Below are 23,020 nucleotides of genomic sequence, written 5' to 3'. Positions count from 1 at the left end.
AGCACGGCCGCGGCGTCCGCGAGTACCGCGGCGGCCCCCTCCCCGCGCCGTGCTGGGCCGGGGGCCGCGGGCCCGCCGGCTCCGGGCCAGGTTGCAGGTGGCGCTGGCGCCGTTCGCCGACGCGCTGACGGAGGCGCCGCGCGTGCTGGCGCCGGAACGGCTCGCGCGGGTGGAGACGTGGACGGCGGCCTGGGTCAGCCGGCTGGTCGAGCGTCTCGCCGGGGAGCGGGACCCGGTCCGGGCGTACGCGCTGGCCCGCATGGCGCGCTTCGCGGGGCCGCTCCCGGCCGCCGTGGCCGCTGTCGCCGCCGTCCCGCGCAGGTCGCCGTTCCTGGACCCGGCCTTCGCCGCGTGGGCGCTCCGGTTGCCGCCGAACGCCCGCTACGACGCGGCCCTGCCCGCATCCCACCTGCGGCGCGCCGCCCTGGTCGTCTCACTCGTCCCCCGCACCGCCCGAGGCGCGCTCGGCTCCACGCCCGTACCGCTGAAACCCGCACCGGGGACCGGGACGGCGCCGGTGTGGGAGCCGGAGCGGGGCTTCGGGGTGGGCGCGTTCCCGCTCTGCCTCGACCACGGGATCCTCGCCCCCGGCGGCGGACCGGTGGAGCCGCTGGTGGCGGCCCGGCTGGCGGTTCTCGAAGGGTGGCTGGCCGGGGCCGGGCGGGTCAGTCGTTGAGGCCGAACCGGCGGTTGAACGCCTCACTGACGGGGCTGACGAACCGCCGCCGCACGGCCCCGCCCACGGCCGCGCGCAGCCGCATCGCGGGCGGCCACCAGGTGCGCCCGGCGGTGGGCCGCCAGAAGAACGTGACCGACGACGTGAGCCCCGGCCCCTCCACGAGATGCCCCCAGTAAAGGGGGATGTAAAGCGCTTCGCCCGCCCGTACGGTGCACCGCAATGGTTTGGTCCGCCGCAGCGGAGAATCCGGCGTGTCCGGCAAGGCCGAGAAATCAATACGGCTGAAATTGAACCGGTACGAATACCACGGGTGGTAACTCAGGAAGCGGTGATCCCGCGGCGGATACAGGAGCACTTCCTTGGCGCCGCTCACCTGGCACAGCAGGGCCTGCTCGTTGCTGTGGTAGTGCAGGGCGGTCACCGTGTCCCGGCCGAGGAACAGCGCCAGCCCCAGCTCGGGTCCCCCGGCCAGGCAGCCGGGCACCGACAGGTCGTCCGCCAGCTCCGGCAGCAGGTCGAGCAGCGGCACCTGGGCGAGATAGCAGCGCTCGGCCTCCCCCGGCGAGGTGAGGATGTCGAGGTAGCGGTCCATGCGCAGCGGCGCGTGCACCCAGCCGCCGTAGTAGGACCCGGAGGGGTAGAACTCGACGGGCACCCGTGTCTGCCCGGTCCGCTCGCGGAGGTAGCCGGGGTTCCAGCGTTCGAGGGCGGGCCAGTCGTCCAGCGCTCCCTCGATGAGGACGGGCCGGCGCATGCGTTCCAGCTCGCGGACGTCGCCGATGTCGGAGACGTGACGTCGTGGCACCTCCGCCGGGCGCCCGACCGCGCGGGCCGGCGGGCGGGCGCCTGTCTCGGACCTGTCCCGGATTCCCGGCCTGCCGTCACTGTTCACTGCCCTGGACTCCTCTCGTGGAGCTTGCCGTGGGGAGCCGCCTGCCGCGGAGGGCCGCGGCGACATGCCGTCCGCCGCGGGGCCGCCCGGAGCGACGTCGCCCACGACGAAATCCCGCCAGTTCTCCGTCTGCTCGAACGGCACCGGCGGAGCCTGCGGCGGGCCGTCGCCCGTGGCGAGCCACCGTCCCATCTCCGCCAGCAGCCGCTCGGCGTCCAGCCGCTTCTGGTCCACCGCGCCCGCCGGCAGCCAGGCGCGCAGCCGGTCGAGCTGCTCGCGCGCCTCGGGATCACCCGACCCGGCATCATCGGCGTGGTCAGCATGGGCAGGGTCGAGGAGCGTCTGCCAGTCCCGGTCCGGGTAGAACAGGTTCTTGGCGCGGGTCGTCAGCGCCGCGGCGACGTTCTCGCCGATCACGGACGCGCGGACGGCCGCGTCGAGCGTCGCCCTGATGTTCACCATCGGCTCGGACAGCGGCCGGTGCCCGCCCTGCGCGGGGGCGTGCAGCACCGCCACCTCGTCGTCGTCGGTCAGGAGGCCGAGGCGGTACTGCCGCGCCACCTCCCCCACCGGGATCATGCCGAACGGGGCCAGCTCCGCCGCCCGCAACGCCCCCATGCTCGCCGCCCCGTACACCCGGATCCCGAGGGAGAGGGCGTACAGGATCTCCTTGTGCCACACGGCGGGGACCCGTTCGAAGTAGCCGTCCACGATGCCGATGGCCGCCGGGCGCTCGTCGGCCGCGCGGTAGACGCTCCCCAGCTCGGCCGGCGGCCGGTAGTCGGCTCGCAGGATGCGGGAGGCCCGCTCGACCGGCAGCGTGGGCCCCAGGAAGATCACCGGCGGGCGCCGGGACGCCGCGCTCATTCCTCCCATGGCCGCCACCGCAGTCCGGGTACGACCGCCTTGACCACCGGGACGCCCAGGTCCTCCATCGTCAGGTCCACGACCACGGCGGAGCCGGCTCCCGAGGCCGCCAGCCGGGTGAGCAGCCAGTCCAGGTCCTCGTTGATCGTCGGATGGTCGACGTCGGGCACCTCGCCGTAGTCGCGCAGCGGCCGGTCCCGTACGGCGTCGCCCACGGCGCGCCGCTGCTCGGGGTCGAAGTACCAGCTCTGCCGGTCGCGGCCGATGTCGTCGCGGGACCCCACGATCACGGTGGCGCGGGCCTGCGCCGCCTCCGTGAGCGCGCGGGACAGCGCGACGGACCGGCGGGGATGGCAGCCGGAGCCCTGCGTCTGCGGCAGCGGGTGGTACCAGGGCGTGTCGGTCTCCAGGGCCAGGCAGTTGAAGACCGGCACCCCGGTCTCCGTGGTGAGGTCCCAGACGAGCACGTCGATCCCGGCGTGACGGAACCGTTCGAGGAGGGCCAGGCAGGAGGCGTCGCCGATCGACTCGGGCCGCACCATCCGCCGCGGGGCGAGCAGGTCGCCGGCGTCCTGCGCGGCCACGATGGCGTCCCGCTCGGCCAGCTCGCACAGGGCGTGGACCGTGGCCTCGATGAGGCTGTTGCCGGAGGCCAGGCCGTTGGAGCCGTTCTGCACGGCGTGGTCGCCGGGCGCGATCGGCAGCCGCCAGTCGCAGTGCACCGCCTCGTATGGCACCCACGCCGGCTCGCGCCGGAGCAGGTCCCAGCCGCGTACCCAGCGCATGGGGCGGTCCGGGGCGTATTCGCTGCAGGGGCAGCGGACGAGGGTCGCCGGGTCGAGGACGGCCTCGCCGGAGGCGGCGAGCGCGCGGTGGGTGTCGTAGCGGAGCGGGAGGTGGTGGGTCTCGGCGTGCCAGAGCTCGAGCGACTCCATGACGGCCGACACCCTCGCCGCGTCCGCGGTGACGCCCTTGCCCTGCGAGACGGCCAGGCTGCGCGCGGCGGGGCGGATGGCGCACCAGACCGGGATGCCGATGCGGTCCATGCCGGTCACGTTCGCCACGCGGGTGATGCCGGCGACGGCCATGGCCGGCGACACCCTGCCGAAGGTGCTCGCGGGGCTCACCGCCCGGTCCGTGCCGTCGCGGTACGCCTTGTGGATCGGCCGCGCCCACGCATCGGCCCACTGTCCGGATATTTCCCCAATAGCAGAACGAGAGATGAGATTTCCTCCCATATGGCCACTGCTGGCGGACGGTGTTGTGCGCGCGATCTTTGACCTATGCTGCCGACCGATAACCAAAGAGACAAGTGTGCGATTGGGGATATGAGTGCCCACGCGGACGTTTCATGACATTCCCCCGTCAAATGACGGAAGGTTCGAGGGGCGTCCGAGTGACGTGGTCGTGCTGGGCGTCCCCATCGACTCGGGGACCGGCGGACGGCCGGGCGCGCGCTTCGGTCCCGCGGCCATCCGTGAGGCGTCGGCCCTCATCTCTGGCAACCTCTACCACGTCGGGCTGGAGACCGAGGTCTTCGAGCACCTGCGCATCGTGGACGTGGGCGACGTGCCCGTCACGCCCGGACAGCATGACCGCAACCTGGACGCCGCCGAGAAGTGGCTGCGCGAGCTCATGCCCGTGGCCGAGCGGGTCGTCGTGCTCGGAGGCGACCATTCGGTGCTGCTGCCGGTCCTGCGGGCGGTGGCGGACAAGCACGGGCCGGTCAGCTTCGTGCACTGGGACGCCCACGCCGACACCTGGGACGGCGGCCCGGAGCGCCTGCTCACCCACGCCACGGCCGTCCGGCGGGTCATCGAGGAGGGGCTGACCAACCAGGTGTTCCAGATCGGGCTGCGCGGCTACGGCCCGTCCCGGGAGACCTTCGCCTGGGCGGGCGAGCACGGCGTCGAGCACTGGACCATGATGGACGTGGACGAGACCGGGCTCACGGACATCGTCCAGCAGGTGATCTCCACCGTGACCGGCAAGGTCTACATCTCCATCGACATCGACGTCCTGGACCCGTCGTACGCGCCCGGCACCGGCACCCCCGAGCCCGGCGGGCTCACGAGCCGCGAGCTGCTGGCCGGCATCCGCGATCTCGTCCGCGCCACCGACGTCGTCGGCCTGGACGTCGTGGAGGTCGCTCCCCCCTACGACCACGCCGACGTCACCGCGCTGGTGGCCAACCGGTGCGTGCTGGAGTTCCTGGCCGCCACCGCCCAGCGCAAGGCCGCGGGCTAGACCACACCCACGGAAGCCCTGGCGGATCAGGAGGCCGATCGGGCGGCGTACTCGGCGCACAGCCGGGCGTAGCTGCCGCCGCGCGCGATCAGCTCGTCGTGGGAGCCGTGCTCCACCAGCACCCCGTCGTCCAGCACGAGGACGCGGTCGGCGGCCTGCGCCGTCTCCAGCCGGTGGGTGATCAGCAGCACGGTCCGCCTGCCGCGCTCGGCGCGCAGCCGCTGGATCAGCGCGGTCTCGGCCTGCACGTCGAGCGCCGCCGTGGGCTCGTCCAGCACCCACACGGGCGCGTCGCGGTAGAGCACCCTGGCCAGGGCCAGCCGCTGCCACTGGCCGCCGGACAGCTCCCGGGACCCGGGGAACAGCCGGCCCACCGGGTTGTCGGCTCCGAGCGGCAGCTGCTCGACCACGTGGCTGAGCCCGCTGGCCCGCAGCGCGAAGCCGAGCCGGTCGCGGTCCAGCGGCCGGTCCGCCCGGCCCAGCCGGACCGACTCGGCCACCGAGAACTCGTAACGCCCGTACTCCTGGTACAGCACGCCGACCAGCTCCCGCAGCCGGGCCGGGTCCAGCTCCGCCACGTCGGCGCCGTCGACCAGGATCCGCCCGCTGACCGGGCTGAGCAGCCCGAGCAGGAGCTTGACCAGCGTGGACTTGCCGGCCCCGTTGGGCCCCACCAGCACGGCGAACTCGCCCGGCAGGAGCGTGAACGACGCCCCGCGCAGCACCGGAGGCCCACCTGCGTAGGCGTACCCGACCTGGTGGAACTCCACCGTGGGGGGCGAGCCGGAGAGGGCCGGCGGCCTCTGCGACGGGCGTTCGGCGGGCGGCTGCGGGCCATAAGCGAGCGCGACGAAGTCGGTGAGGTACGCCGCGTGCTCCTCGATGTCCACGACGATGGTGAACAGGTCCACGGTGCTGTTCATGAGCGTGCTGAACGCGGTGAAGACGAGGAGCAGCTCGGCCGCCGTCAGAGCGCCGGACGACGCCTGGCCGGCGGCGAGGAAGTACGCGACGACGAGGCACACGGCGCTGAGCACCCCCGCGACCAGCCCGCGGCTCACGTTGTGCCGGCTCGCGGCGACCACGGCCCGCAGCGCGCGCCGGCTGACGGCGTCGTGCATCTCCGCGAACGGCGCGGCCAGCGCGTAGCTGCGCACGTCCTTGGCGAGGTCGTGGCGGACGAGCAGCTCGGTGAGGTAGTCGCGGCGGCGCTCCAGCTCGGTGATGCCCCGGCGCGCCAGGTAGACGGCGCGGGCCTCCATCCGCCGCTGCACCAGCAGCGGCACCCCGGCGAGCAGGGCCAGGCCGATGAGCCGGACGTCCAGGACGGCCAGCACGCCCACCATGCCGGCCAGGGAGACGATCTGGCCGCCCAGCTCGATGAGGATGCCGGCGATGGCGGCCGGCCGCCAGGTCACCCCGTCGTGCGCCCGCGCGACCGCGTCGTACCAGGCCGGGTCGTCGAACCGCTCCAGCGGCGCGAACCCGGTGACCCGCAGCAGCCGCTGCTCGGAGGTGATCCCGACCAGCTCGGTCAGCTCCTCGCGGCGCACGGACAGCATCGCGCCCAGCGCGACGCGCAGCGCGGTCAGGCCGCCGAGCACGAGGATCCACACCGTCGCGCGGCCGTCCTCGCCGGTCGTGAAGGCGCCGACGATCTCGCGCACGATGAGCAGCAGCGCCGCCGGCAACGCGGACACCGCCGTGGACAGCAGCAGCACGAGGACCAGCAGCCTGGGCGACGCCTCGTAGCAGAGCCGGATCGCCACCCGGGCCGCGCCGGCCCCGCCCCCTGCCGTGGACCGGCCTGATGGTGTCACGTCCGGCCGGGCTCCACCTCGACGAGCCGCGAGACGGGGCGGGGCAGCAGCTCGTGCCAGCTCTCCTGCCGGTCGGGCAGCAGGAAGTCCACCTGCCGCACCCGCAACGGCACCCGCAGCCAGCGCCGCTCGGACCAGCCGGCCGCCAGCTCCTCCCAGCCGGGCACCCGGGGGTAGTGGTGCGGACGGAGCGAGGCGAAGCAGACCGGCTCGCGCGCGGACTGGTAGCGGTACTCGACGGCGCCCCGCAGGTACGGCGAGACGTTCTCGTCCAGGGCCCGCGTCGCCAGCGCGTGCATCACGACCACGTCGCCCGGCCCCAGCGCCGGGGCCCGCCACCAGCCGCCCTCCCCCGGCTCCACGACGGCCTCGACCCCGCCGGTGTCGAGCACGGTCAGCGGCCGCACGCCCGGCACGGAGCGTTCCCGCAGCACGCGCAGGGACCCGCCGTCCTCGGGGAACGCGGTGAAGGGCACCCAGGCGGTCAGCACGTCCGGGGTGCCCTGGACGTAGGTGTGCTCCTGGTGCGGCGGGATCCAGAAGCCCGGGTGGACGAGGCTGACCTGGCGCCGCGTGTGGTTCAGCAGCGGCTTGCCGAGGACGGCCCGCATCGCCTCGACGAGCCGCGGGGCGTGCGCGAGCTCGTGCATCAGCTCGACCCGCTGCAGGTCCTCGTACATGCGCCACCAGCGCGGGCTGCCGTCACGGCGGTTCGCGGCCGGACGCAGACCGCCGTCACCGTCGGTGTCCTCGCCGGTGGCCAGCCAGTCGTGCCGGCGCAGCACCTCGGTGAAGCGGGCGCGCAGCTCGGCCAGCCGCGCCTCGGGCAGCAGCCCCCGGAACAGGAGCATGCCGTCCTCCCGGAGGCGCCGCCGCAGCGCGACCGGGTCGCCGGCGATCGGCGTGGAGTCCTCGGCGGCCACGGTGACACCGTCGTTCTGCAGGCTCATCATGCTCTCCTGGGCGTGTCGCGGGTGGGTGGGCGGTTCACTCGTAGTGGTTGAAGACCACCGCGTCCTGCAGCCACGCGCTCCGCGCCCGCCAGAACGCCATGCCGTCCTTCCAGTCGGGGTTGACCTCGACGCGGAACATCCGCGCCCGCCGCCGCCGGAACTCCGCGATCGCGCCCTCCACCAGCGCGGAGCCGATGCCGCGGCGCCGGTCCTCCTGGCGGACGTACAGCTCGCGGATGGAGCCGATGCGGAAGTCGTTGACGGACTGGGTGTGGAGCTCCCCGGTCAGGAACCCGTCGATCCCGTTCGCGGACGCGGCCACCAGGCAGAACGACAGCTCGTCGGTGAGCGCGGCGCGCAGCAGGTCCCTGGTCCCGTCGAGGGGGTCACGGGTGAACGCCTCCACCTCCGCCACCTCGGGTCGCGCGGGCACCGCCACGCCCGGCCCCCACCGGTCGTAGGAGAGCAGGGGGACGTGCTCCCCGGCGTTGAGTCCCCACAGGACGAGCACCTCTTCGATGTCCTGATCGGTGATCAGGCGAACCTCGGACGGCAAGCGGCCTCCCTGGGCGTTGGACGGGGAAGGGGCAGAGGCTGTGGGCGCCGGGGCGGTCACTCCGCCTCGCCGTCGGACAGGGCGCCGACCGGGTGGCCGACGTACGCGGCGGCCACGTCGACGGGCAGCGCCTCGACCTCGCCGCGCACGTCCTCCTCCAGGAGCACGGACGGCTCGGCGCGCAGCCACGGCGCGGCCAGCAGTTGCCACAGCATCGGGCGGGCGGTTTCCGTGGTGTTCCGGGTGCCCCGGTGCCACAGCCGCACGTCGCGGACCAGCACGTCGCCGGGGCTCATCGGGACGCGCTCGGGCGGTCGTTCGCGCCGCCGCTCCTCCAGGAGGTCCTCCCGTACGCACAGCGAGCCGTGCCGGTAGACGTCCTGGGAGGCGAGCGCGTGGGTGCCCGGCCAGACCTCGATGCTGCCGTTGCGCTCGCCGGTGTCCACCAGCGCGATGTTGACGGCCAGCATGAACGGCGGGTGGTCGATCGGCGCCTGCGGCCACAGCGGCTCCCAGTCCGCGTGGACCGGCTGCGGCGAGGAGCCGGGGAGCACGGTGTGACCGTGGTAGCTGATCACGCGCGGGGCGGCCAGCGACGCCCCGCACAGGGCGAGCACGGCCGGGTGCCCCAGGAACGCCGCGACGTGCCCGTCGCGCCCGCCGGGGGGCCGGTGCCGCATGTGGCCGTCGTCGTAGGCCATCAGCGCGTCGTGGTGCTCCACCAGCAGGGGGACCTCGCCGAGCATGCGCCGGCCGACGTCACGGGCCCTGCCGGCCAGGCCGGTGCCCGTGAGCAGGACGGCGCCGTCGGCGGCGAGGGCCCGCGACGCGGCGTGCAGCCAGGCCGCCGGGTCGCCGGGGACGTCGAAGGCCCGGACGGACGGCGAGGGGACGGGTTCGTGCGAGTCACGCTGGTCTTGCTGGGCGACGGCCATGTGACCTCCGGCTCCGGAGACGGGCAGGATGCTATCAACGGGCTTCGCGGGCATGTCAATGATCTCCGTTCGGGCCCGGGGCGGCCTCCCAGTGGCGTTCGCCGGGCGTTCCCCCGCCGGCCTCGCGGGCGTGCGCCAGCAGCCGGTCCGGCCAGTCGTCGTCCCAGAGCATGGGGTGCTGCGACCGGTACGCGGCGGCGGCGGCGATCTTGCGCCGGCAGTCCTCGCCGGTCAGGGGCGAGACGGCCGGCCGGCCGCGGGCGGCAGAGGCGGGCTCCGACGGCTCCGCCGCCGGTTCGAGCGCGTACGGCAGGTCCTCGTACCAGCGCGCCCGTGGCGTGGACGCGGCGTCGCGCAGCGCCGACGCGCAGGCGCGGGCGGTCAGCACGTGGTCGAGATGGCCACCGACCGCCGCGGGCGCGTGCACCTCCACCGGGGCCAGCCGGGCGATCCAGCCGCCCAGCTCGCCGGCCACGGCCTTCTCCAGCGCGACGTCGTCCGTTCCCGGCGCCGAGAACAGGTCCTCCCCGACGACGCAGCGGGGCGATCCGTCGGCGGTGCGCCGGTACAAGGCGTCGGTGAAGTCCAGGTGCGCGTGCTCGGCGCCGAGCGCCGCGCACGCGCGGACGTCCTCCGCGCGGCGCAGCCGCATGCCCGCCGCCGCCGTGTCCGCCGCCGCGCCGGGCACACCGGGCGCGCCGGCCGCGCTCGCCTCGCCGGCGGCGTCGGTGGCGGCCGCCCGCCACCAGGAGTGGTACAGCTCGGCGAACGGCGGCATCGGGTCACCGTCGCAGCCGGCGAACACGGTCAGCACCACGACCCTGGCGCCCTGCCGGGTCAGCGCGGCGATCGTGCCGCCCCAGGACAGGACCGCGTCGTCGAGGTGCGCGGACACGACCAGCACCGGCCCCCGCGCGCCGTCCGGCCCGCTCATCGGGCCGGCTCCGTGAGGCGCGACCACAGCGACCGGTACCGGGTCTCCCAGGTCAGCTCACGCCCCCGGCGCAGCGCCCTACGCCCCAGCTCGGCCCGCAGAGCGGGCTCGTGAAGGAGGCGTCCGAGCTGCCGGGCGAGGTCGCCGGGCCGCCGGTAGTCGAAGTACCGCACCGCGTTCCTCCCGACCTCGGGCACTCCCCCGCGCGCGCTGGCCAGGCACGCCAGGCCGCTGGCCATCCCCTCGGTGAGGACGAGCGGGCTGGCGTCCTCGCACAGCGACGGCACGCAGAGCACGTCGGCCTCCCGGTACACGCCCCCGATGGCGGCGCGGTCGACGAACGGCGAGAACTCCACCCGGTCCCCCAGCAGCGACGCCCGGCGCTTCACCTGCCGCTCGAACCGGTCCGGCGCCGACGACGCGCACAGCCCGGCGTTGCCCACCACCCGCAGCCGGAAGCGGGCACCGGCCCGCGCCAGCTCCAAGCACGCGTTGATCAGCGCCATCGGCCCCTTCTCGGGGGCGAGCCGGCCGGCGAAGAGCACCACCGGCACGTCACCGGAGCGCCGGGCGGCGGGATGGAACCTGGCCGGGTCGTGCCCGTTGTGCACCACCGCGACCGCCGAGAGCGGCAGGCCGGTGCCGTCGAGGAACCGCTCGGCCACGAACCGGCTGACGCACACCACCAGGTCCGCCTCGGCCACCACGCGCGCCCGCTCGGCCGGCGGGAACGACCGGAACATGTCGGCGTGCAGGTAGAGGCACACCCGCGCCCGAGGCCGCAGCCGCCGCAGCTCGGGGACGGCGGCGACCGCGTTGTGCAGCACGACCGGGCCGCCGAACTCAGGCGGCAGCGCCTCCACCGCGGGCCGGACGAACCTGGCGTAGTGCTCGCGGCGCCCGCCGCGGGCGGCGGCCTCGTCGTCCTCGCGCCGCTCCCGCTCGCCCAGCGTCTCGCCGGGACTGTCGTACGGCAGCAGCCGCACCCCCGACGGCAGATGCTCACCGGCGCGGTCGGCGACGATGACGGTGGCGCGGCCGTGGCGGGCGTGCTCGCGGGTCAGCTCGGCGGCGACCGTGCCGAGGGAGCCGCCGCTGGCCGGGGAGTAGACCTCACCCGGCGGGAGCAGGTGAGCCCAGGCTCCGGTCATCACCGGTCCCGGGCCACGAGGGCGAGCCGGGAGCCGATGGTCACCAGGCGCTCGTTGCCGATCATCAGGGGGGCCGACAGCAGGTCGCGCACGAGCCGGGCCACGGAGTGGGGGCCGTCCTCGGAGTAGCCGGCCATGCCGCACACCCGCAGGGCGGTCAGCGCGACGTCCACCGCGATCTCCGACATGGCGAGCTTGAGCGAGTTGACCCGCTGCGCGAAGGCGGCGGTCGGCTCCGCGTCCCCCGCCAGGACCTGCTGCGCGGCCCGCGCCGTCTCCGCGAGCTGCGCCTCCACGGCGGCCAGCCGCCACCGCATCTCGGCCAGCCCGCCGCTCGGCGGCTGCGCGGACTCGCCGCCGGCACGTTCCCTGGCGTGGCTCACGGCCCGCTCGGCGGCCTCGGCGGCCAGGCCATACCAGACACCCGACCACAGCACGTGGGACAGCGGCGTCATCACCCGCGCGACCAGGTCGCCGAACGGCACCGGCAGGATCCGCCAGTCCTCGAACCCGGCGCGGACCCGGAGGGCGGGGCTGCACGTGCCCCGCATGCCGAGGGGGTTCCAGCCGCCCAGGACCTCCAGGCGCGCTTCGGCGGCGTCGACGAGCACGGCGACCTGGTCGCCGGCCGGCGAGCCGGGCTCCCGACGGGCGCTGACGAGGAGGGCGTCGGCCTCGCCTCCGTAGGAGACGGTGGTGGCGTGCTTGTCCAGGCGGGCGGACGGGCCGTCGCGCTCGACCGCGCACACGCTGGTGCGCAGCGCCCCGCCGACGCCCGCCTCGCTGGTGGCCGAGGCGACGAGGAGCTGGTCGCGGACGACCCTGTCCACGGCCTCGCGCAGCTCGGGACCCTCGTCGCAGGCCAGCAGGCAGGCGAGCTGGACCTGGTGCATCGCCCAGATCATGGCGGTCGCGCCGCAGCCGCGCGCCAGCCTGGCGGCCATCCGGGCGAGCGCGGGCACGTCCGCGCCGAGGCCGCCGCGCTGCACCGGGGCCGCCGCGGAGAGCAGGCCGTGCGCGCGCAGGGCCCGCAGCGCCTCCTTGGGGAAGCGCGCGTCCCGGTCCACCTCGGCCGCGTGCTCGGCCAGCACCCCGCCGGCGAGCTCCCGGCAGATGCGGTCCCCTGTACGGTCCCCGCCCTCCGTCACGCGGGGTCCTCTGCCCGGGTGAGGCTCACGACCGCGTCCGTGACGGCCGCCAGCGACCGGAACGTGTCCCGGGTCAGCAGCTCGTCCGGGAACTCGACCCCGAACTCGTCCTCCACGGCCACCATGACGCCCACCATGGCCAGGGACTCCATCCCCAGCTCCCACAGGTCGGCGCCGGGCTCGACCGACTCGATCACGCCGGGCAGCACCGCCCTGCCGGCCAGCAGGTCGCGCACCCTGCGCTCCACCCGGGTTCGCTCGTCGCCGTGTACGGCTCTCGAAGGCACCGTGCTCATCCTCTCGGCGTCCATCCTCTCGGCGGTCAACCTCTCGGCGTTCGACCTCTCGGCGGTCAACCTCTCGGTCCTGTCCGCACAGCGGTCGCGAGGGACACCCCGGCCGGGCGGCCGGCGTCCAGCCCCACCGGCCCCATCTCCCCCGAGACGCGGGCCAGGACGGCGCCGGTCGAGCGCAGCACGTCCCATTCGGCGGGGTCGAGCAGCCCCCAGCGGAGCATCGCCCCCACGATCAGCGGGTCGTGCGGCACCCACAGGCCGTCGTTCTCGATCTCCGCCCAGTAGTGCAGGACGGAGAACGGCGGCGACAGGATGACGCCCTGGGCGAGCCGGATCGGCAGCCCGCGGCGGCGGCCCTCCCGCACCAGGAACAGCGAGCCGCCGGTGCAGTCGGCGATGCCGGTGCGCCCCACGAAGTCCGGGTCCATCCCGACCGTCATGGGCAGGCGGACGAACCTGACGCGGCCGAACTCCTCCAGCAGCTCGGCGGCCCGCGGCTCCGGCCGGGGCCACGAGGCGGGCAGCTCGAAGCGGGCGACGGCCGAGCCGCCGGGGCAGGGGGCCCACCCGGTGGGCAACAGGACCTGGAAGTCGCACACCGCGTCGTCCTCGTCGCCCGGCTCGTGCGCACACTCGGGGACGTACTCGATCTCGGCGCGCACGACGGTGCCGGCGGGGGCGCGCAGCCCCTTCGCCCAGGAGGCCGGGCCGAACGTCCACAGGGACCGCGCGCCCAGGTCCAGCGAGACGTTGAGCAGGTCGAAGTGGTCGAAGCCGGTGGGCCGGCCCAGCCCTTCGGCGAGCATCGCGGCCAGCACGCCGGGCGGCAGGCCGTAGTCGCGCCCGGCCGCCTCCCAGGGCACGTCGAAGCCGCGGGCGGCGTCCGGGACGAGCCGCAGCGCCCGCAGCGTGTCGTCCGGAACGGCGCCGGTCACCGCCACGTCCGCCGGCGCGCCGCTCATCGCGGGTCCCGCCCGGCGGCGGCGATCCCGGTCAGCTCGCCCACCCGGTCGGGGCGTACCTCGCCGAACGCCGCCTCGACCAGCAGGCGCTCGATGCCGAACAGCACGTCGCGCACGGCCTGGGGACCCAGGTAGCGGGAGTCGGCGTGCAGGGTCAGCCGCAGGGTCTCCGGCGTGTCCTCCGCGTACAGGGCGAACTTCTCCTGCTCGACCGCGGGCTCCGGCAGGAACACGCTGTCGCGCGTCGCGGCCCGTACGGACTCCTCGCCGGTGGAGCCGGCCCGGTGGGCGGCCAGGCGGCGGTCCGGCCGCATCTCCTCGCGCATGTCGTTGAACACGCAGGACAGGTCGAGCCGCGCACCGCTGCGCGCCTCGGCCTCCCGCATGATCCGGCGCAGCTCCCGCTTGTCGTACAGGCTGTGGCGGTAGGCGCGGACGGAGGCCGTCCAGGCCCGTGCGACGACGTCGCGGAAGCTCGTCCCGCCGAGGTCCAGCGAGACGAGCGCGCCCTGGATCATGCAGGCGACCGCGCGCCGCTCCTCCTCCCGGGTGCGGTTGGCGCAGATGAGCCGTACGGCGCACTCCGGCATCCCGGTGTACGCGCCGAGGACGAGCCCTGTGGCCGCGAGCAGGACCGCCGTGCCGCTGACGTCGTACCGGACGGCCTGGAGGTTCAGGGCGAGGTCCGCCGCCCGGGAGTGGAGCACGGCCGCGTGGTAGGCGGGCGGGCCCGGCTCCGGCTCGATGGGGAACATCGTGCGGGGCACCGTCTCCAGCCGGGAGCGCCAGTACGCCAGGGCGCGCGCGAGCCGCCGCGCCCCCTCGGGGGACGCCTCGTAGCGGGCCTGCTCCAGCGGCTGCCGGGCGGCGGGCGGCGGCGGCCGGTCCAGCCCCTTGGCGCGGGCCTCGACCATCGCGGTCAGGTCGGCGACGAGGTTGCGCACCCCGGTGCCGTCCGCGGCCGTGTGCGCCACGCTCAGCAGGACGGCCAGCGGCTCCCCCGAGCCGTGGAAGATCGTGGGACGTAACGGCAGCTCGGCGGAGAGGTCGAACGGCAGCCGCTCGACCACCCGCCGGCGCTCGGCCAGCGCCTTCCACAGCGCCGCCCGGCCCGCCTGTCCGTGCGCTTCCTCCGGGGCGTCGAGGTCGACGAGGCGGACGGTCAGCTCCCCGGAGCCGGTCACCGTCTGCGTCAGGCGGCCGTCGGCGTCCTCGGCCAGGAGGGTGCGCAGCGACTCGTGCCGGCACACCAGGGCGCCCAGCTCGGCCAGCAGGTCCTCGACGGACGGGCCGGGCGGCACCTCCACCTCGCCGGAGGGGTTGAAGAACGCCTCGCGCGGGTCCTTGTCGGTGATGTCCAGCCACATGGACGCCTGCCCGCAGGTGGCCGGCCCGGACCCGGTGCTCTGCCCGGCGAACCGCACCGGGCGGTGCGTCACCCCTTCCACGGCCGCTCCCCCGCCTGCGAGCGGAGCGGCGGCGTACGCTCCGACTGCTCGCGCAGCCGCTCCTGGACGTCCTGCGCGAAGTCGCTCCAGATCTCGGCGCACTGCAAGGCCATGTCCGCCACGATGGGAGCCAGATGCGTGGGGACCGCGTCCACCAGCTCCGACTGCATGTCCCTGGCGATCACGTGGCTGTGCATCCAGCGGAGCAGGTGCCGGCCGGCCTCCGACAGCCGCAGCGACGGGTCGCGCTGCAGCGACCTCAGCCGCAGCAGCGCGTCCGCCTGCTGCCCCGCCACCCGCCGGCGCGCGTCGGCGGCGGTGCCGGCGGGGTTCCGGGAGACGGCGCTCCGGACGGCGCCCTGGACGGCGTCGTCCGGGCCGGCGGTCCCCGGCACGCCGCCGAGACGCTCCGTGACGCGCGGCGCCATGGGGTCCTCGCCGCGCCGGATCCGCTGGCGCACGGCGTGGGCGGTGCCGACCGAGACGGCGGCGTCCGCGGCGATCTTGCGGAGGGAGGCGTCCGGGTTGGCGGCGATCACGCGGGCCGCGCGCAGCCGCCCCTCCTCGGCGTTCAGCGGCCGGCGACGGCCGTCCTTGCCGATGCGGGCGTTCAACTGTGGAGTCTCAGCGGTCGAACAGCGGCGCAGGCCGCTCACCGTCTTCGCCGACAGGCCCGCGACCTCGGCGACCGCCCGATCCGACATGCCCGGATGGGACTCGAGGATGCGCATCGCGGCCACGCGCCGGTCCTGCAGCGACAGCGGCATGCCATGGGCGGTGTTGGCCCGGACCGCCGCCAGGAAGGCCGCCTCGTCGCTGCCCTCGAAGAACCGCACGAGGATCGTCTGACGGCCGTTGAGTATCGCCGCCCCCAGGCGGTGCATCCCGTCGATCACCCGCATGGTCGCGCGGTGGACCAGGATGGGCGGGAGGTCGTCGTCGATCTCGGCCAGCCGGCGCACGTGCTCCTCGTCCACCCCCAGGACGCGCGGCGAGTCCCCCCTCTTCAGCAGCTTGATGTGCACCGCGTACACCTGACGCGGCTCATCACTTTCACGGTCTGACTGAACTCCCACATTTCCCCCGGTGTGTGAGACGGCCACCGGTGCGAGCCCGCGTCGGATGCGGACGACGCTTGCAGGGCACATATGACAGCACACAAGATCCGGATAGTCCATAACGCAGCTTTTGTTCCACTGGACCGATGCATCCTTCAATTACGTGCTATCTGTCACGCAATAGTGACTACTAGTAATAGTTCGCTGTTTGACGTGATCGCCGGGTTCGTTGCTAGCCTGTGGACATCGCGGAGAATGATGCATCCCAGGAGCTGCAGAACGCCGTGCGGAACGCCTCGGCCTTTTATCGGTCGACCGATGTGTGCGTCATCGGCAGCGGTCCGGGCGGCGCCGTCACGGCTCACCTGCTGGCCCGCAGCGGCCTGCGGGTGCTGCTGCTGGAGGAGGGCGACCGGATCGGCCCCGGCGCGACGCTCGACGCCCTCGAACCGGGCTGGGAGCCCGCCCTGGTGCGGACGGGACGGCGCCGGACGGTCCCCCTCGGGCGCCCGTGGTCGGCGCGGGGCCTGGGCGGCGGGATGGGGCTGTTCGCCGGCATCGGCTTCCGGCTCCGGCACGTCGACTTCGACGCTCGCAAGCATGTCGCCGACGACGCCCTCGACCCCCGCTGGCCCCTGGCCTACGCGGACCTGCGCGAGCACTACGACGAGGTGGAGGGCCTGCTGGGCGTGGCCCGGGCCCGGGGCGCCGACCCGCTCGAACCCGACGGGGCCGGCCCCCCGCTCCCCCCGCACCCCTACAGCCCGCACGGCCTGCTGCTCGCCACCGCGGGCCGCCGTCTCGGCCTGCGCCCCTTCCCGACGCCCCTGCTCATCAACTCCGCCCCGTACCGGGGACGCCCCGCCTGCGACCGCTGCGGGCCGTGCAACGAGCACGCCTGCCCCTCGGGGGCGAAGGCGGACCTGGTCTCCACGCTGCTCGACCCGGCCCGCGAGGAGGGCTCGCTGGTGGTCGCCACCGGAGGCAGGGCGCTGCGCGTGCACGCCTCAGCCCTCGACCGGGCCGGGGCGGTCGAATGGCTCGACCGGCGCGCCGGGGTCCGGCGCACGACCCGTACCCGGTGCGTGGTGCTGGCCGCGAACGCCGTGCAGTCCTCGGCGCTCCTGCTGCGCTCCCCCACCCGCTGGTCGCCGTCGGGCCTCGGCAACCGCCACGGCGTGGTCGGGCGCGGCCTGTGCTTCAAGGTCAGCGGCTACGCGGCCGGAACGGTCCCCGCGCCCGCCCGGACGGCCCACGCGCTCGGCGGCCCGTTCTCGACCGTCGCCTTCTCCGACCACTACCTCGACGACGCCTGCCCCAGCGGCCTGGGCGGCGTCCTGTACGAGGCGAGCCCGGCCGAGCGCGGCCCCCGCGAAGGGACGATGCCGCTGCGCGTGCACTATCTCGCCGCCGACCAGCCGATGTGGCGCAACCGGGTACGCCTGTCCAACCAGAGAAACGGACTCGGCACCAGAAAGATACTAATGGAGTATGAAACACATCCATTAGATAGAACACGGCTCGATTACCTGGCCGAACAGGCCACAGAACTTCTTATTTCCGCGGGGGCCACCCATATCCGGCTCGAAGCGTCCGGATACGAACGCGGGAGCCGCCATCTGCACGGCGGCTGCCGCGCGGGAGACGATCCGCGCACCTCCGTGGTCGACGCCGGCGGGCGGATTCACGACCAGGAAAACGTCTATGTCGTGGACGGCGGATTCTTTCCCTATCCCGGCGGTGTTAATCCGACGCTCACCATCCTCGCCAACGCCTCCCGAATCGCCCGGCGGATCGCCCGGGACCTCGCGACGGCCGCCATCTGACCCGAGGGAGAACCCCCATGGCCCGTACAGCCCACGTCCCCCACACCGCCGCCGCAGACGCCGAGGAGACGGCGGGCGAGCCCGCGCGCGCGGGCTCGCTGGCGCGGCCCCGCTCGGGGCCGGTGTTCGAGCGGGCCTCGGGCGCGCGGGTGTGGGACACCCAGGGCCGCTGCCACGTGGACCTGTCCTCGTGCAGCGGCGCCGCGCCGCTCGGCGCCGGGTACCCGCCCGTGGTGGACGCGGCGGTCGCGGAGCTGCGCCGCGGCGGCGGCATCCTGCCGGAGGCGACCTCGCCCCTGCGCGAGGAGGTGGCGGACCGGATCGTCGGGATCTTCCCGTGCGCGCAGGCCGTCGAGTTCTTCCGGACGGGGTCGTGCGCCACGACCGCCGCGGTCCGCCTGGCCCGGGTGCACACCGGCGCCCGCACGGTGCTCACCTCCGGCTACCACGGCTGGCACGACTGGCAGCTGCAGTACCGCCCCTCTCAGGGGCTGCCGGACCGCGACCCCGACACGGCCGACTTCGGCTACGACCTGGACCTGCTCGACCGGCTCGCGCGGCGGCGCGGCGACCTCGCCGCGGTGATCGTCACCCCCGAGGTGAACGTCTTCCCTCCCGCGTTCGTCCGCGAGGTGGAGCACATCACCCGCGCCCACGGCGGCCTGCTCGTCCTCGACGAGGTCATGACCGGCTTCCGCTACGCCTGGGGCGGCTACCACGCCGCCGCGGGAGTGAGCCCCGATCTCGTCACGCTGAGCAAGGGCCTGGCCAACGGCTTCGCCCTCTCCGCCGTCGCCGGGGACGCCGCGGTCATGGGGGCGGCGCGCCGGACCCACCTCGGCAACACCTACCAGCGCGAGGTCACCCCGTTCGCGGCGGCGCTGGCGACGCTGGACGCCGGCGCGGGCGGGGCCACGATCCAGGCGATGCGGGCGGCGGGCGAGCGGCTCATGCGCGGGCTGGACCGCCTGTTCGAGGAGGCGTCCGTGGCGGCGTGGGCGCGCGCCTGGCCCACCATGTTCGACGTCGTGTTCGCCGACGCGGAGCTCGGGCGGCGCTTCTTCGGGTCGTTGCGGGACAGCGGCTACCCGATGGAGTACGGCCAGCGCTTCATGCCGTCGGCGGCGCTGACGGACGAGGACGTCGAGGGGTTCCTGGACGCCGCCGCCCGCGCCCTGCCCCGCGCCCTGCCCCGCGGCGCTGCGGGAGCGCGTGGGGACGGCACGGCGGCCGCCGTCCCCTACGCCGCCGAGCACTTCGCGGCCACCCGGGAGACGGTCGAGCGCTGGTGGAGCTCCGCCGCCCCAACGGCATGATCGTGAAGACGTGCCCCGCCGCCGCCCGGCCCCGTTAGGGTTCTCGCTGTGGATCACGAGGAGCAGCAGAGCGAACCGGCCGACGTACGGACCCTGGCGGCGGCGAGCGGCCTGGACCCGAGGCGCGCCTTCGAGGTGCTGTCCGCGCTGGGCGACGGGTCGTGGTGGACGCTCGCCGACCTGGTGCGGCGGACCGCCACGTCGAGGCGGTCGGTCGAGGCCGTGCTGCGCGAGCTGCGCGCCGAGCGCTCCGGCGACCGCTTCCGCCTGCCCCCGGAGCGGGCGCGCGGCCTGCTGGACGGCGACCGGCCCGCCGGCCCCGCCGGGCCGGTCGATCACCTCCTGCCCGGCCACGCGGACGTGGTGGAACGGATGGCGAAGCTGATCGCGGGCGCTCCGCGCGCCAGGCAGGCGCTGGACCACGTCTCCGCCACGCCCGAGACGGTCGTGCGGCGGGCGCTGCTGCTCGGCGCGCGGTCCTGGCCGCCCGGCGCGCGCGTGCTGTGCGTCGGCGACCACGACCTGACCTCGCTCGCCATCGCGCTGATCCACCCCGGGGCCGAGGTCGCGGTGGCCGACATCGACGAGCGCATCCTCGCCTACATCGACGCGTGCGCCGACGAGCTGGGCCTGTCCGTGCGGACCAGGTGGGCGGACCTGCGGCTGGGTCTGCCGCCGTCGCTCCACGGCTACGCCGACGTCGCGGTGACGGACCCGCCGTACACCCCGGAGGGCATCGGGCTGTTCGTCGCCCGGTGCGTGGAGGGCCTCCAGGACCAGGAGCAGGGCCGGGTGCTGCTGGCGTACGGCGCCAGCGAGCGCACGCCGATGCTCGCCCTGAAGGTGCAGGGCTCCCTGTCCGAGCTCAACCTCGCCTACGAGGCCATGTATCCCGATTTCAACAGCTATTTCGGGGCGGAGGCCATCGGCTCGGCCGCCGACCTGTACGTCCTGCGGCCCACCACCAAGTCGAAGCCCGCCGTGGCCGCGCGGGTCGAGCGCTTCAGCGCCGCCATCTACACCCAGGGGCCGCAGTCGGTGGAGAGTCAGGCCGGCCCCGGCGACGGCCGCCTGACGGCCGAGGCCACCGACTTCGCCCCCGACCTGCTGGTGGGCGACTGGCCGGCCGGGTTCCTGTCGCGCACGCCCCGGGTGCGCCTGACCACCTGGCTGGCCAAGCCGTACGCCGCCTCCCCCGGCCGGGTGGCGATCGCCGTGCCCGCCGGCCTGGAGGCGGCCCTGCCGCGCCTGCTCCTGGCGGCCAGGGCCGGCCACGTCCGGGCCTTCCCCGCCGAGCCGCCGGGGGACGTGACGGCGCTCGCCGAGCTCCTGTCGCCGGTCTACGAGCTCTCCGTCCAGGGCGCCGCCGTCGACGCCGTACGCCGTGAGCCCACCGGCGACGCCGCCGGCCTCCTGCTGCGGCGGCTCCTCGACCGGGCGCACGGCAAGCTGGTCAACACCTGGCGGGAGGCGCTGACCGGCGCCGACTCCGGGCTGACCAAGCGGCAGGCCCGCGACGTCGTCCTGCGGACGGCCCCCTGGGCCGACGGCGTCACCGCCCTCGAACTGCCCGTCCACCGCCTCGCCGAGCTGGGCGAGGCCGTCCGCGCGACCCTGCGGGCCGCGGCGCCGGAGAGCTGACCGGCCCCACTCCCAGCGCCAGGGCTCACAGCGCCAGGGCGGCGCGCACCGGGGCGGGCCAGCGCTCCGGTGCGGGGCCGTGAGCGTGGTGCAGGGCCAGCAGCAGCCGTTCCAGGCCGACGCCCAGGCAGGCGGTGTGCGCGGGCGCCCCGTCGGGGGTCCGGATGCCGAACGCGGCGCCGAAGTGCTCCTTGTGGTAGTTGACCGACACCACGGCCTGCCGGAGTCCGTCCGCGACGCCCGCGGCCAGCTCCCACTTGAGCCCGTCGGCCCGCTGCGCGGCGGCCAGCAGCCGGCCCGGCCGCCCCCAGAAGGGGTCGTTCGCCGGCCGCGCCTCGGCGGGCACGCCCAGGGTCTCCAGCCAGCGGGCGAGCCGGTCGAGCCGGTCGTCGCGCCAGGTCACGCACTGCTCCGGCGCTCCGAGCCGTACCGTCTCGAACATGCGGAACGATCGCAGGCGGCCGGGCTCCACCGTGGCCTCCTGCCGGTAGCAGTCGGCCAGTACGCTCAGCTCGGCCGGCCCGGCGAGGACGCGCCCCTCGTACAGCGGGTACACGTGGTAACAGGCCGCTGGGGTGAGCACCAGGTCCGTTGCGGTCGCGCCCTGGCTGACCCCGGCGAGCAGGTGCGGGAACGACGCGGCGTAGCCGGCCCGTTCCGCCACCGCGGCCCCCAGGACGGGCGGCGCCCGCAGGTGCCGCTCCGCCTCTCCCGCGCACAGCCGCCGCAGGGCCAGGACCACGGCCGCGAGCACCTCCTCGGCCGTCTCGGCGGTGAGAAGCACACCCGGCGCCGCGGCCGGAGCGAGAAGGGGCGAGGCGGCGGCCTGAGCCGGGGACGGCGAGGCGGCGGCGTCGGCCGGGGGCGGCGAGGCGGCGGCGTCGGCCGGGGGCGGCGAGCCGGTCACGCTCCGCTCCGCGCCGTGCCGCAGACCACCACGGGGAACTCCGCGCCTCCGGCGTCGCCCGCGCCTCCTTCCGGCAGGCCGGCCTCCTCGGCCGCCAGGCCGTACAGGAAGGCGGTGGCATCGCGCAGGCCCCCGTAGCCGCGGCACCGCACCGACTCGGGCCCGAAGACGTCGGCCAGCAGGTCACGCAGGCCCGCCGGGGTGAACCGCCACCGGTCGGCCATCAGGGCGTCGTCCACGGGGTCGGTGCGGCTGATCCCGGGCACCGTCACCAGCACGGTGCCCGACGGGGCCAGGCTGCGCCGCACGTTGAGCAGCGCGGCGCGCGGGTCCCGTACGTACTGGAGGGTCTGCACGAGGAGGACACAGCGGTAGCGCCCGGCGGGCAGGGAGCCCGGCTCCGACAGGTCGGCGATCAGCGTCGCGTCGTCGTTGCCCGGGTCGATGTCCACGACGTCCACCCGTGGCTCGTCGCCGGCGAACCTCCGCGCGTAGACGTCCTCACCGATCTCCAGCAGCGGTGGCCGGATCAGGTGGGCGCAGGCGGTCAGGAAGGCGTCGATGTGGACGCGGTCGACGGGAGTCCCGCGGTCGTAGCCGAAGCAGTCGCTGGAGGGCTCGTCCCTGCCCAGCACTCCCCATGACGACGGCCGGAGGTCGCCCATCCGCACTCTCCTCTGCCATGATCCAGCGGGCACGCGAGGGGCCAGCATCGCACCCCCGCTCAAGATCGGGCAATGTTCGTACGGCGCGCGAGGGCTCAGCGTTCGGGCAGGGTGGGGTGCGGTGCGAGGTGGGCCAGGCCGGCCATGGAGGTGGTGATCGCCCAGCGCTCGTGGTCGCGCCAGGCGCCGTCGATGAACAGCAGCTCGGGCGAGCAGCCCTCGCTGCGGAAGCCGGCGCGCTTGACCAGGTTCAGGGAGGCGTGGTTGGCGGGCTGGATCTGGGCCTCCAGCCGGTGCAGGCGCAGCTCCTCGAAGGCGTGGCGCAGCACCAGGCCGAGTCCTTCGGACATGTACCCCTGGCCCGCGGTGGGCGCGAAGGCCGCGTAGGCGAGGGAGGCGGACTGGAAGCGGCCGCGGATGATGCTGTTGATGTTGACGACGCCGGCGATGGCACCGGTGCTGCGCAGGCAGACCAGCAGCGCCTCCTCGCCGGGCTGCTCGTACCGTGCGAGGTAGGCCCGGAACGCCTCCGGGGTGGAGGGCATCGACATGTACGGCGCGTGCAGGGCGGTGCTGACGTTCACCAGATCGAGGAACTCGTCCTGGTCGTCACCGGTGAGCGGGCGCAGGGTCACCCGGGGGGAGCCGTCCGCCTGCCGAGCCTCGTCGTGTTGTGCCATGGGGGGACAATAGCGGTCATCCTGGCTGGGCCAGCGTCC

General features: G+C 74.9%; 21 protein-coding genes. 5 read left to right on the top strand and 16 right to left on the bottom strand.

Annotation, left to right across the window (positions count from 1 at the left end; translation table 11 throughout):
* Positions 1-676 (top strand): hypothetical protein (locus MTP10_RS34640; protein ID WP_310715036.1); only part of this gene is annotated, 676 nt, incomplete at its 5' end.
* Here the strand turns inward: MTP10_RS34640 and MTP10_RS34635 are convergent.
* Complete coding sequence (locus tag MTP10_RS34635; protein WP_310715035.1) at positions 666-2,438, bottom strand: TfuA-like protein; 1,773 nt, start codon at positions 2,436-2,438, stop codon at positions 666-668. The two genes, MTP10_RS34640 and MTP10_RS34635, sit on opposite strands and share 11 nt — an antisense overlap.
* Complete coding sequence (locus MTP10_RS34630; protein ID WP_310715033.1) at positions 2,435-3,565, bottom strand: YcaO-like family protein; 1,131 nt, start codon at positions 3,563-3,565, stop codon at positions 2,435-2,437. Before MTP10_RS34630 ends, MTP10_RS34635 begins: the two co-directional genes overlap by 4 nt.
* Positions 3,566-3,845: 280 nt before the next feature.
* Between MTP10_RS34630 and speB the strand changes: the two genes are divergently transcribed.
* On the top strand, positions 3,846-4,685 hold the full coding sequence (gene speB, locus MTP10_RS34625) for an agmatinase (protein ID WP_310715031.1): 840 nt from the start codon (positions 3,846-3,848) through the stop codon (positions 4,683-4,685).
* A gap of 26 nt (positions 4,686-4,711) precedes the next feature.
* Here speB and MTP10_RS34620 read toward each other — a convergent pair whose 3' ends face one another.
* From MTP10_RS34620 to MTP10_RS34570, 11 genes are read right to left on the bottom strand one after another with little or no spacing between them, the layout of a single operon-like run.
* Complete coding sequence (locus tag MTP10_RS34620; protein ID WP_310715029.1) at positions 4,712-6,505, bottom strand: ABC transporter ATP-binding protein; 1,794 nt, start codon at positions 6,503-6,505, stop codon at positions 4,712-4,714.
* Complete coding sequence (locus MTP10_RS34615) at positions 6,502-7,458, bottom strand: phytanoyl-CoA dioxygenase family protein (protein ID WP_310715027.1); 957 nt, start codon at positions 7,456-7,458, stop codon at positions 6,502-6,504. Before MTP10_RS34615 ends, MTP10_RS34620 begins: the two co-directional genes overlap by 4 nt.
* 34 nt (positions 7,459-7,492) lie before the next feature.
* On the bottom strand, positions 7,493-8,014 hold the full coding sequence (locus MTP10_RS34610) for a GNAT family N-acetyltransferase (protein ID WP_310715024.1): 522 nt from the start codon (positions 8,012-8,014) through the stop codon (positions 7,493-7,495).
* Positions 8,015-8,070: 56 nt separating this feature from the next.
* Positions 8,071-9,003 (bottom strand): phytanoyl-CoA dioxygenase family protein, encoded by a 933-nt coding sequence (locus MTP10_RS34605; protein WP_310715022.1) that lies wholly within the window; start codon positions 9,001-9,003, stop codon positions 8,071-8,073.
* A gap of 1 nt (position 9,004) precedes the next feature.
* Positions 9,005-9,883 (bottom strand): PIG-L family deacetylase, encoded by an 879-nt coding sequence (locus tag MTP10_RS34600; RefSeq protein ID WP_310715019.1) that lies wholly within the window; start codon positions 9,881-9,883, stop codon positions 9,005-9,007.
* Positions 9,880-11,034, bottom strand: coding sequence for a glycosyltransferase family 4 protein (locus tag MTP10_RS34595; RefSeq protein WP_310715017.1), 1,155 nt, complete (start codon positions 11,032-11,034; stop codon positions 9,880-9,882). Before MTP10_RS34595 ends, MTP10_RS34600 begins: the two co-directional genes overlap by 4 nt.
* Positions 11,034-12,182: an acyl-CoA dehydrogenase family protein gene (locus MTP10_RS34590; protein WP_310715015.1), complete on the bottom strand. Its 1,149-nt coding sequence runs from the start codon at positions 12,180-12,182 to the stop codon at positions 11,034-11,036. Before MTP10_RS34590 ends, MTP10_RS34595 begins: the two co-directional genes overlap by 1 nt.
* Positions 12,179-12,478, bottom strand: a complete 300-nt coding sequence (locus tag MTP10_RS34585; protein WP_310715013.1) for an acyl carrier protein — start codon at positions 12,476-12,478, stop codon at positions 12,179-12,181. Before MTP10_RS34585 ends, MTP10_RS34590 begins: the two co-directional genes overlap by 4 nt.
* A 56-nt stretch (positions 12,479-12,534) precedes the next feature.
* Complete coding sequence (locus MTP10_RS34580) at positions 12,535-13,440, bottom strand: hypothetical protein (protein WP_310715011.1); 906 nt, start codon at positions 13,438-13,440, stop codon at positions 12,535-12,537.
* Positions 13,437-14,888: a condensation domain-containing protein gene (locus MTP10_RS34575; protein ID WP_310715009.1), complete on the bottom strand. Its 1,452-nt coding sequence runs from the start codon at positions 14,886-14,888 to the stop codon at positions 13,437-13,439. The genes MTP10_RS34580 and MTP10_RS34575 overlap by 4 nt, the downstream gene beginning before the upstream one ends.
* Positions 14,876-15,913 (bottom strand): ParB/RepB/Spo0J family partition protein, encoded by a 1,038-nt coding sequence (locus tag MTP10_RS34570; RefSeq protein WP_310715007.1) that lies wholly within the window; start codon positions 15,911-15,913, stop codon positions 14,876-14,878. The genes MTP10_RS34575 and MTP10_RS34570 overlap by 13 nt, the downstream gene beginning before the upstream one ends.
* Positions 15,914-16,230: 317 nt before the next feature.
* On the opposite strand from MTP10_RS34570, the gene MTP10_RS34565 reads away from it, so the two are divergent.
* The 3 genes from MTP10_RS34565 to MTP10_RS34555 are packed head-to-tail and all read left to right on the top strand — an operon-like array spanning position 16,231 to position 20,729.
* On the top strand, positions 16,231-17,772 hold the full coding sequence (locus tag MTP10_RS34565) for a GMC family oxidoreductase (protein ID WP_310715005.1): 1,542 nt from the start codon (positions 16,231-16,233) through the stop codon (positions 17,770-17,772).
* Positions 17,773-17,789: 17 nt separating this feature from the next.
* Positions 17,790-19,088: an aminotransferase class III-fold pyridoxal phosphate-dependent enzyme gene (locus MTP10_RS34560; protein ID WP_310715002.1), complete on the top strand. Its 1,299-nt coding sequence runs from the start codon at positions 17,790-17,792 to the stop codon at positions 19,086-19,088.
* Between the two features lie 48 nt (positions 19,089-19,136).
* The gene (locus MTP10_RS34555; RefSeq protein ID WP_310715000.1) at positions 19,137-20,729 is read left to right on the top strand and encodes a bis-aminopropyl spermidine synthase family protein; all 1,593 of its coding nucleotides are present in this window, start codon (positions 19,137-19,139) and stop codon (positions 20,727-20,729) included.
* 25 nt (positions 20,730-20,754) lie between these two features.
* On the opposite strand, the gene MTP10_RS34550 is transcribed toward MTP10_RS34555, so the two are convergent.
* The 3 genes from MTP10_RS34550 to MTP10_RS34540 form a co-directional block, all read right to left on the bottom strand.
* Complete coding sequence (locus tag MTP10_RS34550; RefSeq protein ID WP_310714998.1) at positions 20,755-21,636, bottom strand: hypothetical protein; 882 nt, start codon at positions 21,634-21,636, stop codon at positions 20,755-20,757.
* On the bottom strand, positions 21,633-22,301 hold the full coding sequence (locus MTP10_RS34545; protein ID WP_310714996.1) for a methyltransferase domain-containing protein: 669 nt from the start codon (positions 22,299-22,301) through the stop codon (positions 21,633-21,635). The genes MTP10_RS34550 and MTP10_RS34545 overlap by 4 nt, the downstream gene beginning before the upstream one ends.
* Positions 22,302-22,396: 95 nt before the next feature.
* Complete coding sequence (locus tag MTP10_RS34540) at positions 22,397-22,981, bottom strand: GNAT family N-acetyltransferase (protein WP_310714994.1); 585 nt, start codon at positions 22,979-22,981, stop codon at positions 22,397-22,399.
* Between the last annotated feature and the right edge of the window lie 39 nt (positions 22,982-23,020).

It is taken from the genome of Nonomuraea sp. 3-1Str, assembly GCF_031570565.1.
Classification (GTDB): domain Bacteria; phylum Actinomycetota; class Actinomycetes; order Streptosporangiales; family Streptosporangiaceae; genus Nonomuraea.
Note: the sequence above shows the minus strand (reverse complement) of the source record. Positions and strands in the feature narration are given on the sequence as shown.

Excerpts from the sequence above, each read along its gene's own strand:
- MTP10_RS34635 (WP_310715035.1), bottom strand. The coding sequence starts at position 2,438 with ATGAGCGCGGCGTCCCGGCGCCCGCCGGTGATCTTCCTGGGGCCCACG.
- MTP10_RS34615 (WP_310715027.1), bottom strand. The coding sequence starts at position 7,458 with ATGATGAGCCTGCAGAACGACGGTGTCACCGTGGCCGCCGAGGACTCC.
- MTP10_RS34605 (WP_310715022.1), bottom strand. The coding sequence starts at position 9,003 with ATGCCCGCGAAGCCCGTTGATAGCATCCTGCCCGTCTCCGGAGCCGGA.
- MTP10_RS34600 (WP_310715019.1), bottom strand. The coding sequence starts at position 9,883 with ATGAGCGGGCCGGACGGCGCGCGGGGGCCGGTGCTGGTCGTGTCCGCG.
- MTP10_RS34595 (WP_310715017.1), bottom strand. The coding sequence starts at position 11,034 with ATGACCGGAGCCTGGGCTCACCTGCTCCCGCCGGGTGAGGTCTACTCC.
- MTP10_RS34585 (WP_310715013.1), bottom strand. The coding sequence starts at position 12,478 with ATGAGCACGGTGCCTTCGAGAGCCGTACACGGCGACGAGCGAACCCGG.
- MTP10_RS34580 (WP_310715011.1), bottom strand. The coding sequence starts at position 13,440 with ATGAGCGGCGCGCCGGCGGACGTGGCGGTGACCGGCGCCGTTCCGGAC.
- MTP10_RS34560 (WP_310715002.1), top strand. The coding sequence starts at position 17,790 with ATGGCCCGTACAGCCCACGTCCCCCACACCGCCGCCGCAGACGCCGAG.
- MTP10_RS34545 (WP_310714996.1), bottom strand. The coding sequence starts at position 22,301 with ATGGGCGACCTCCGGCCGTCGTCATGGGGAGTGCTGGGCAGGGACGAG.
- MTP10_RS34540 (WP_310714994.1), bottom strand. The coding sequence starts at position 22,981 with ATGGCACAACACGACGAGGCTCGGCAGGCGGACGGCTCCCCCCGGGTG.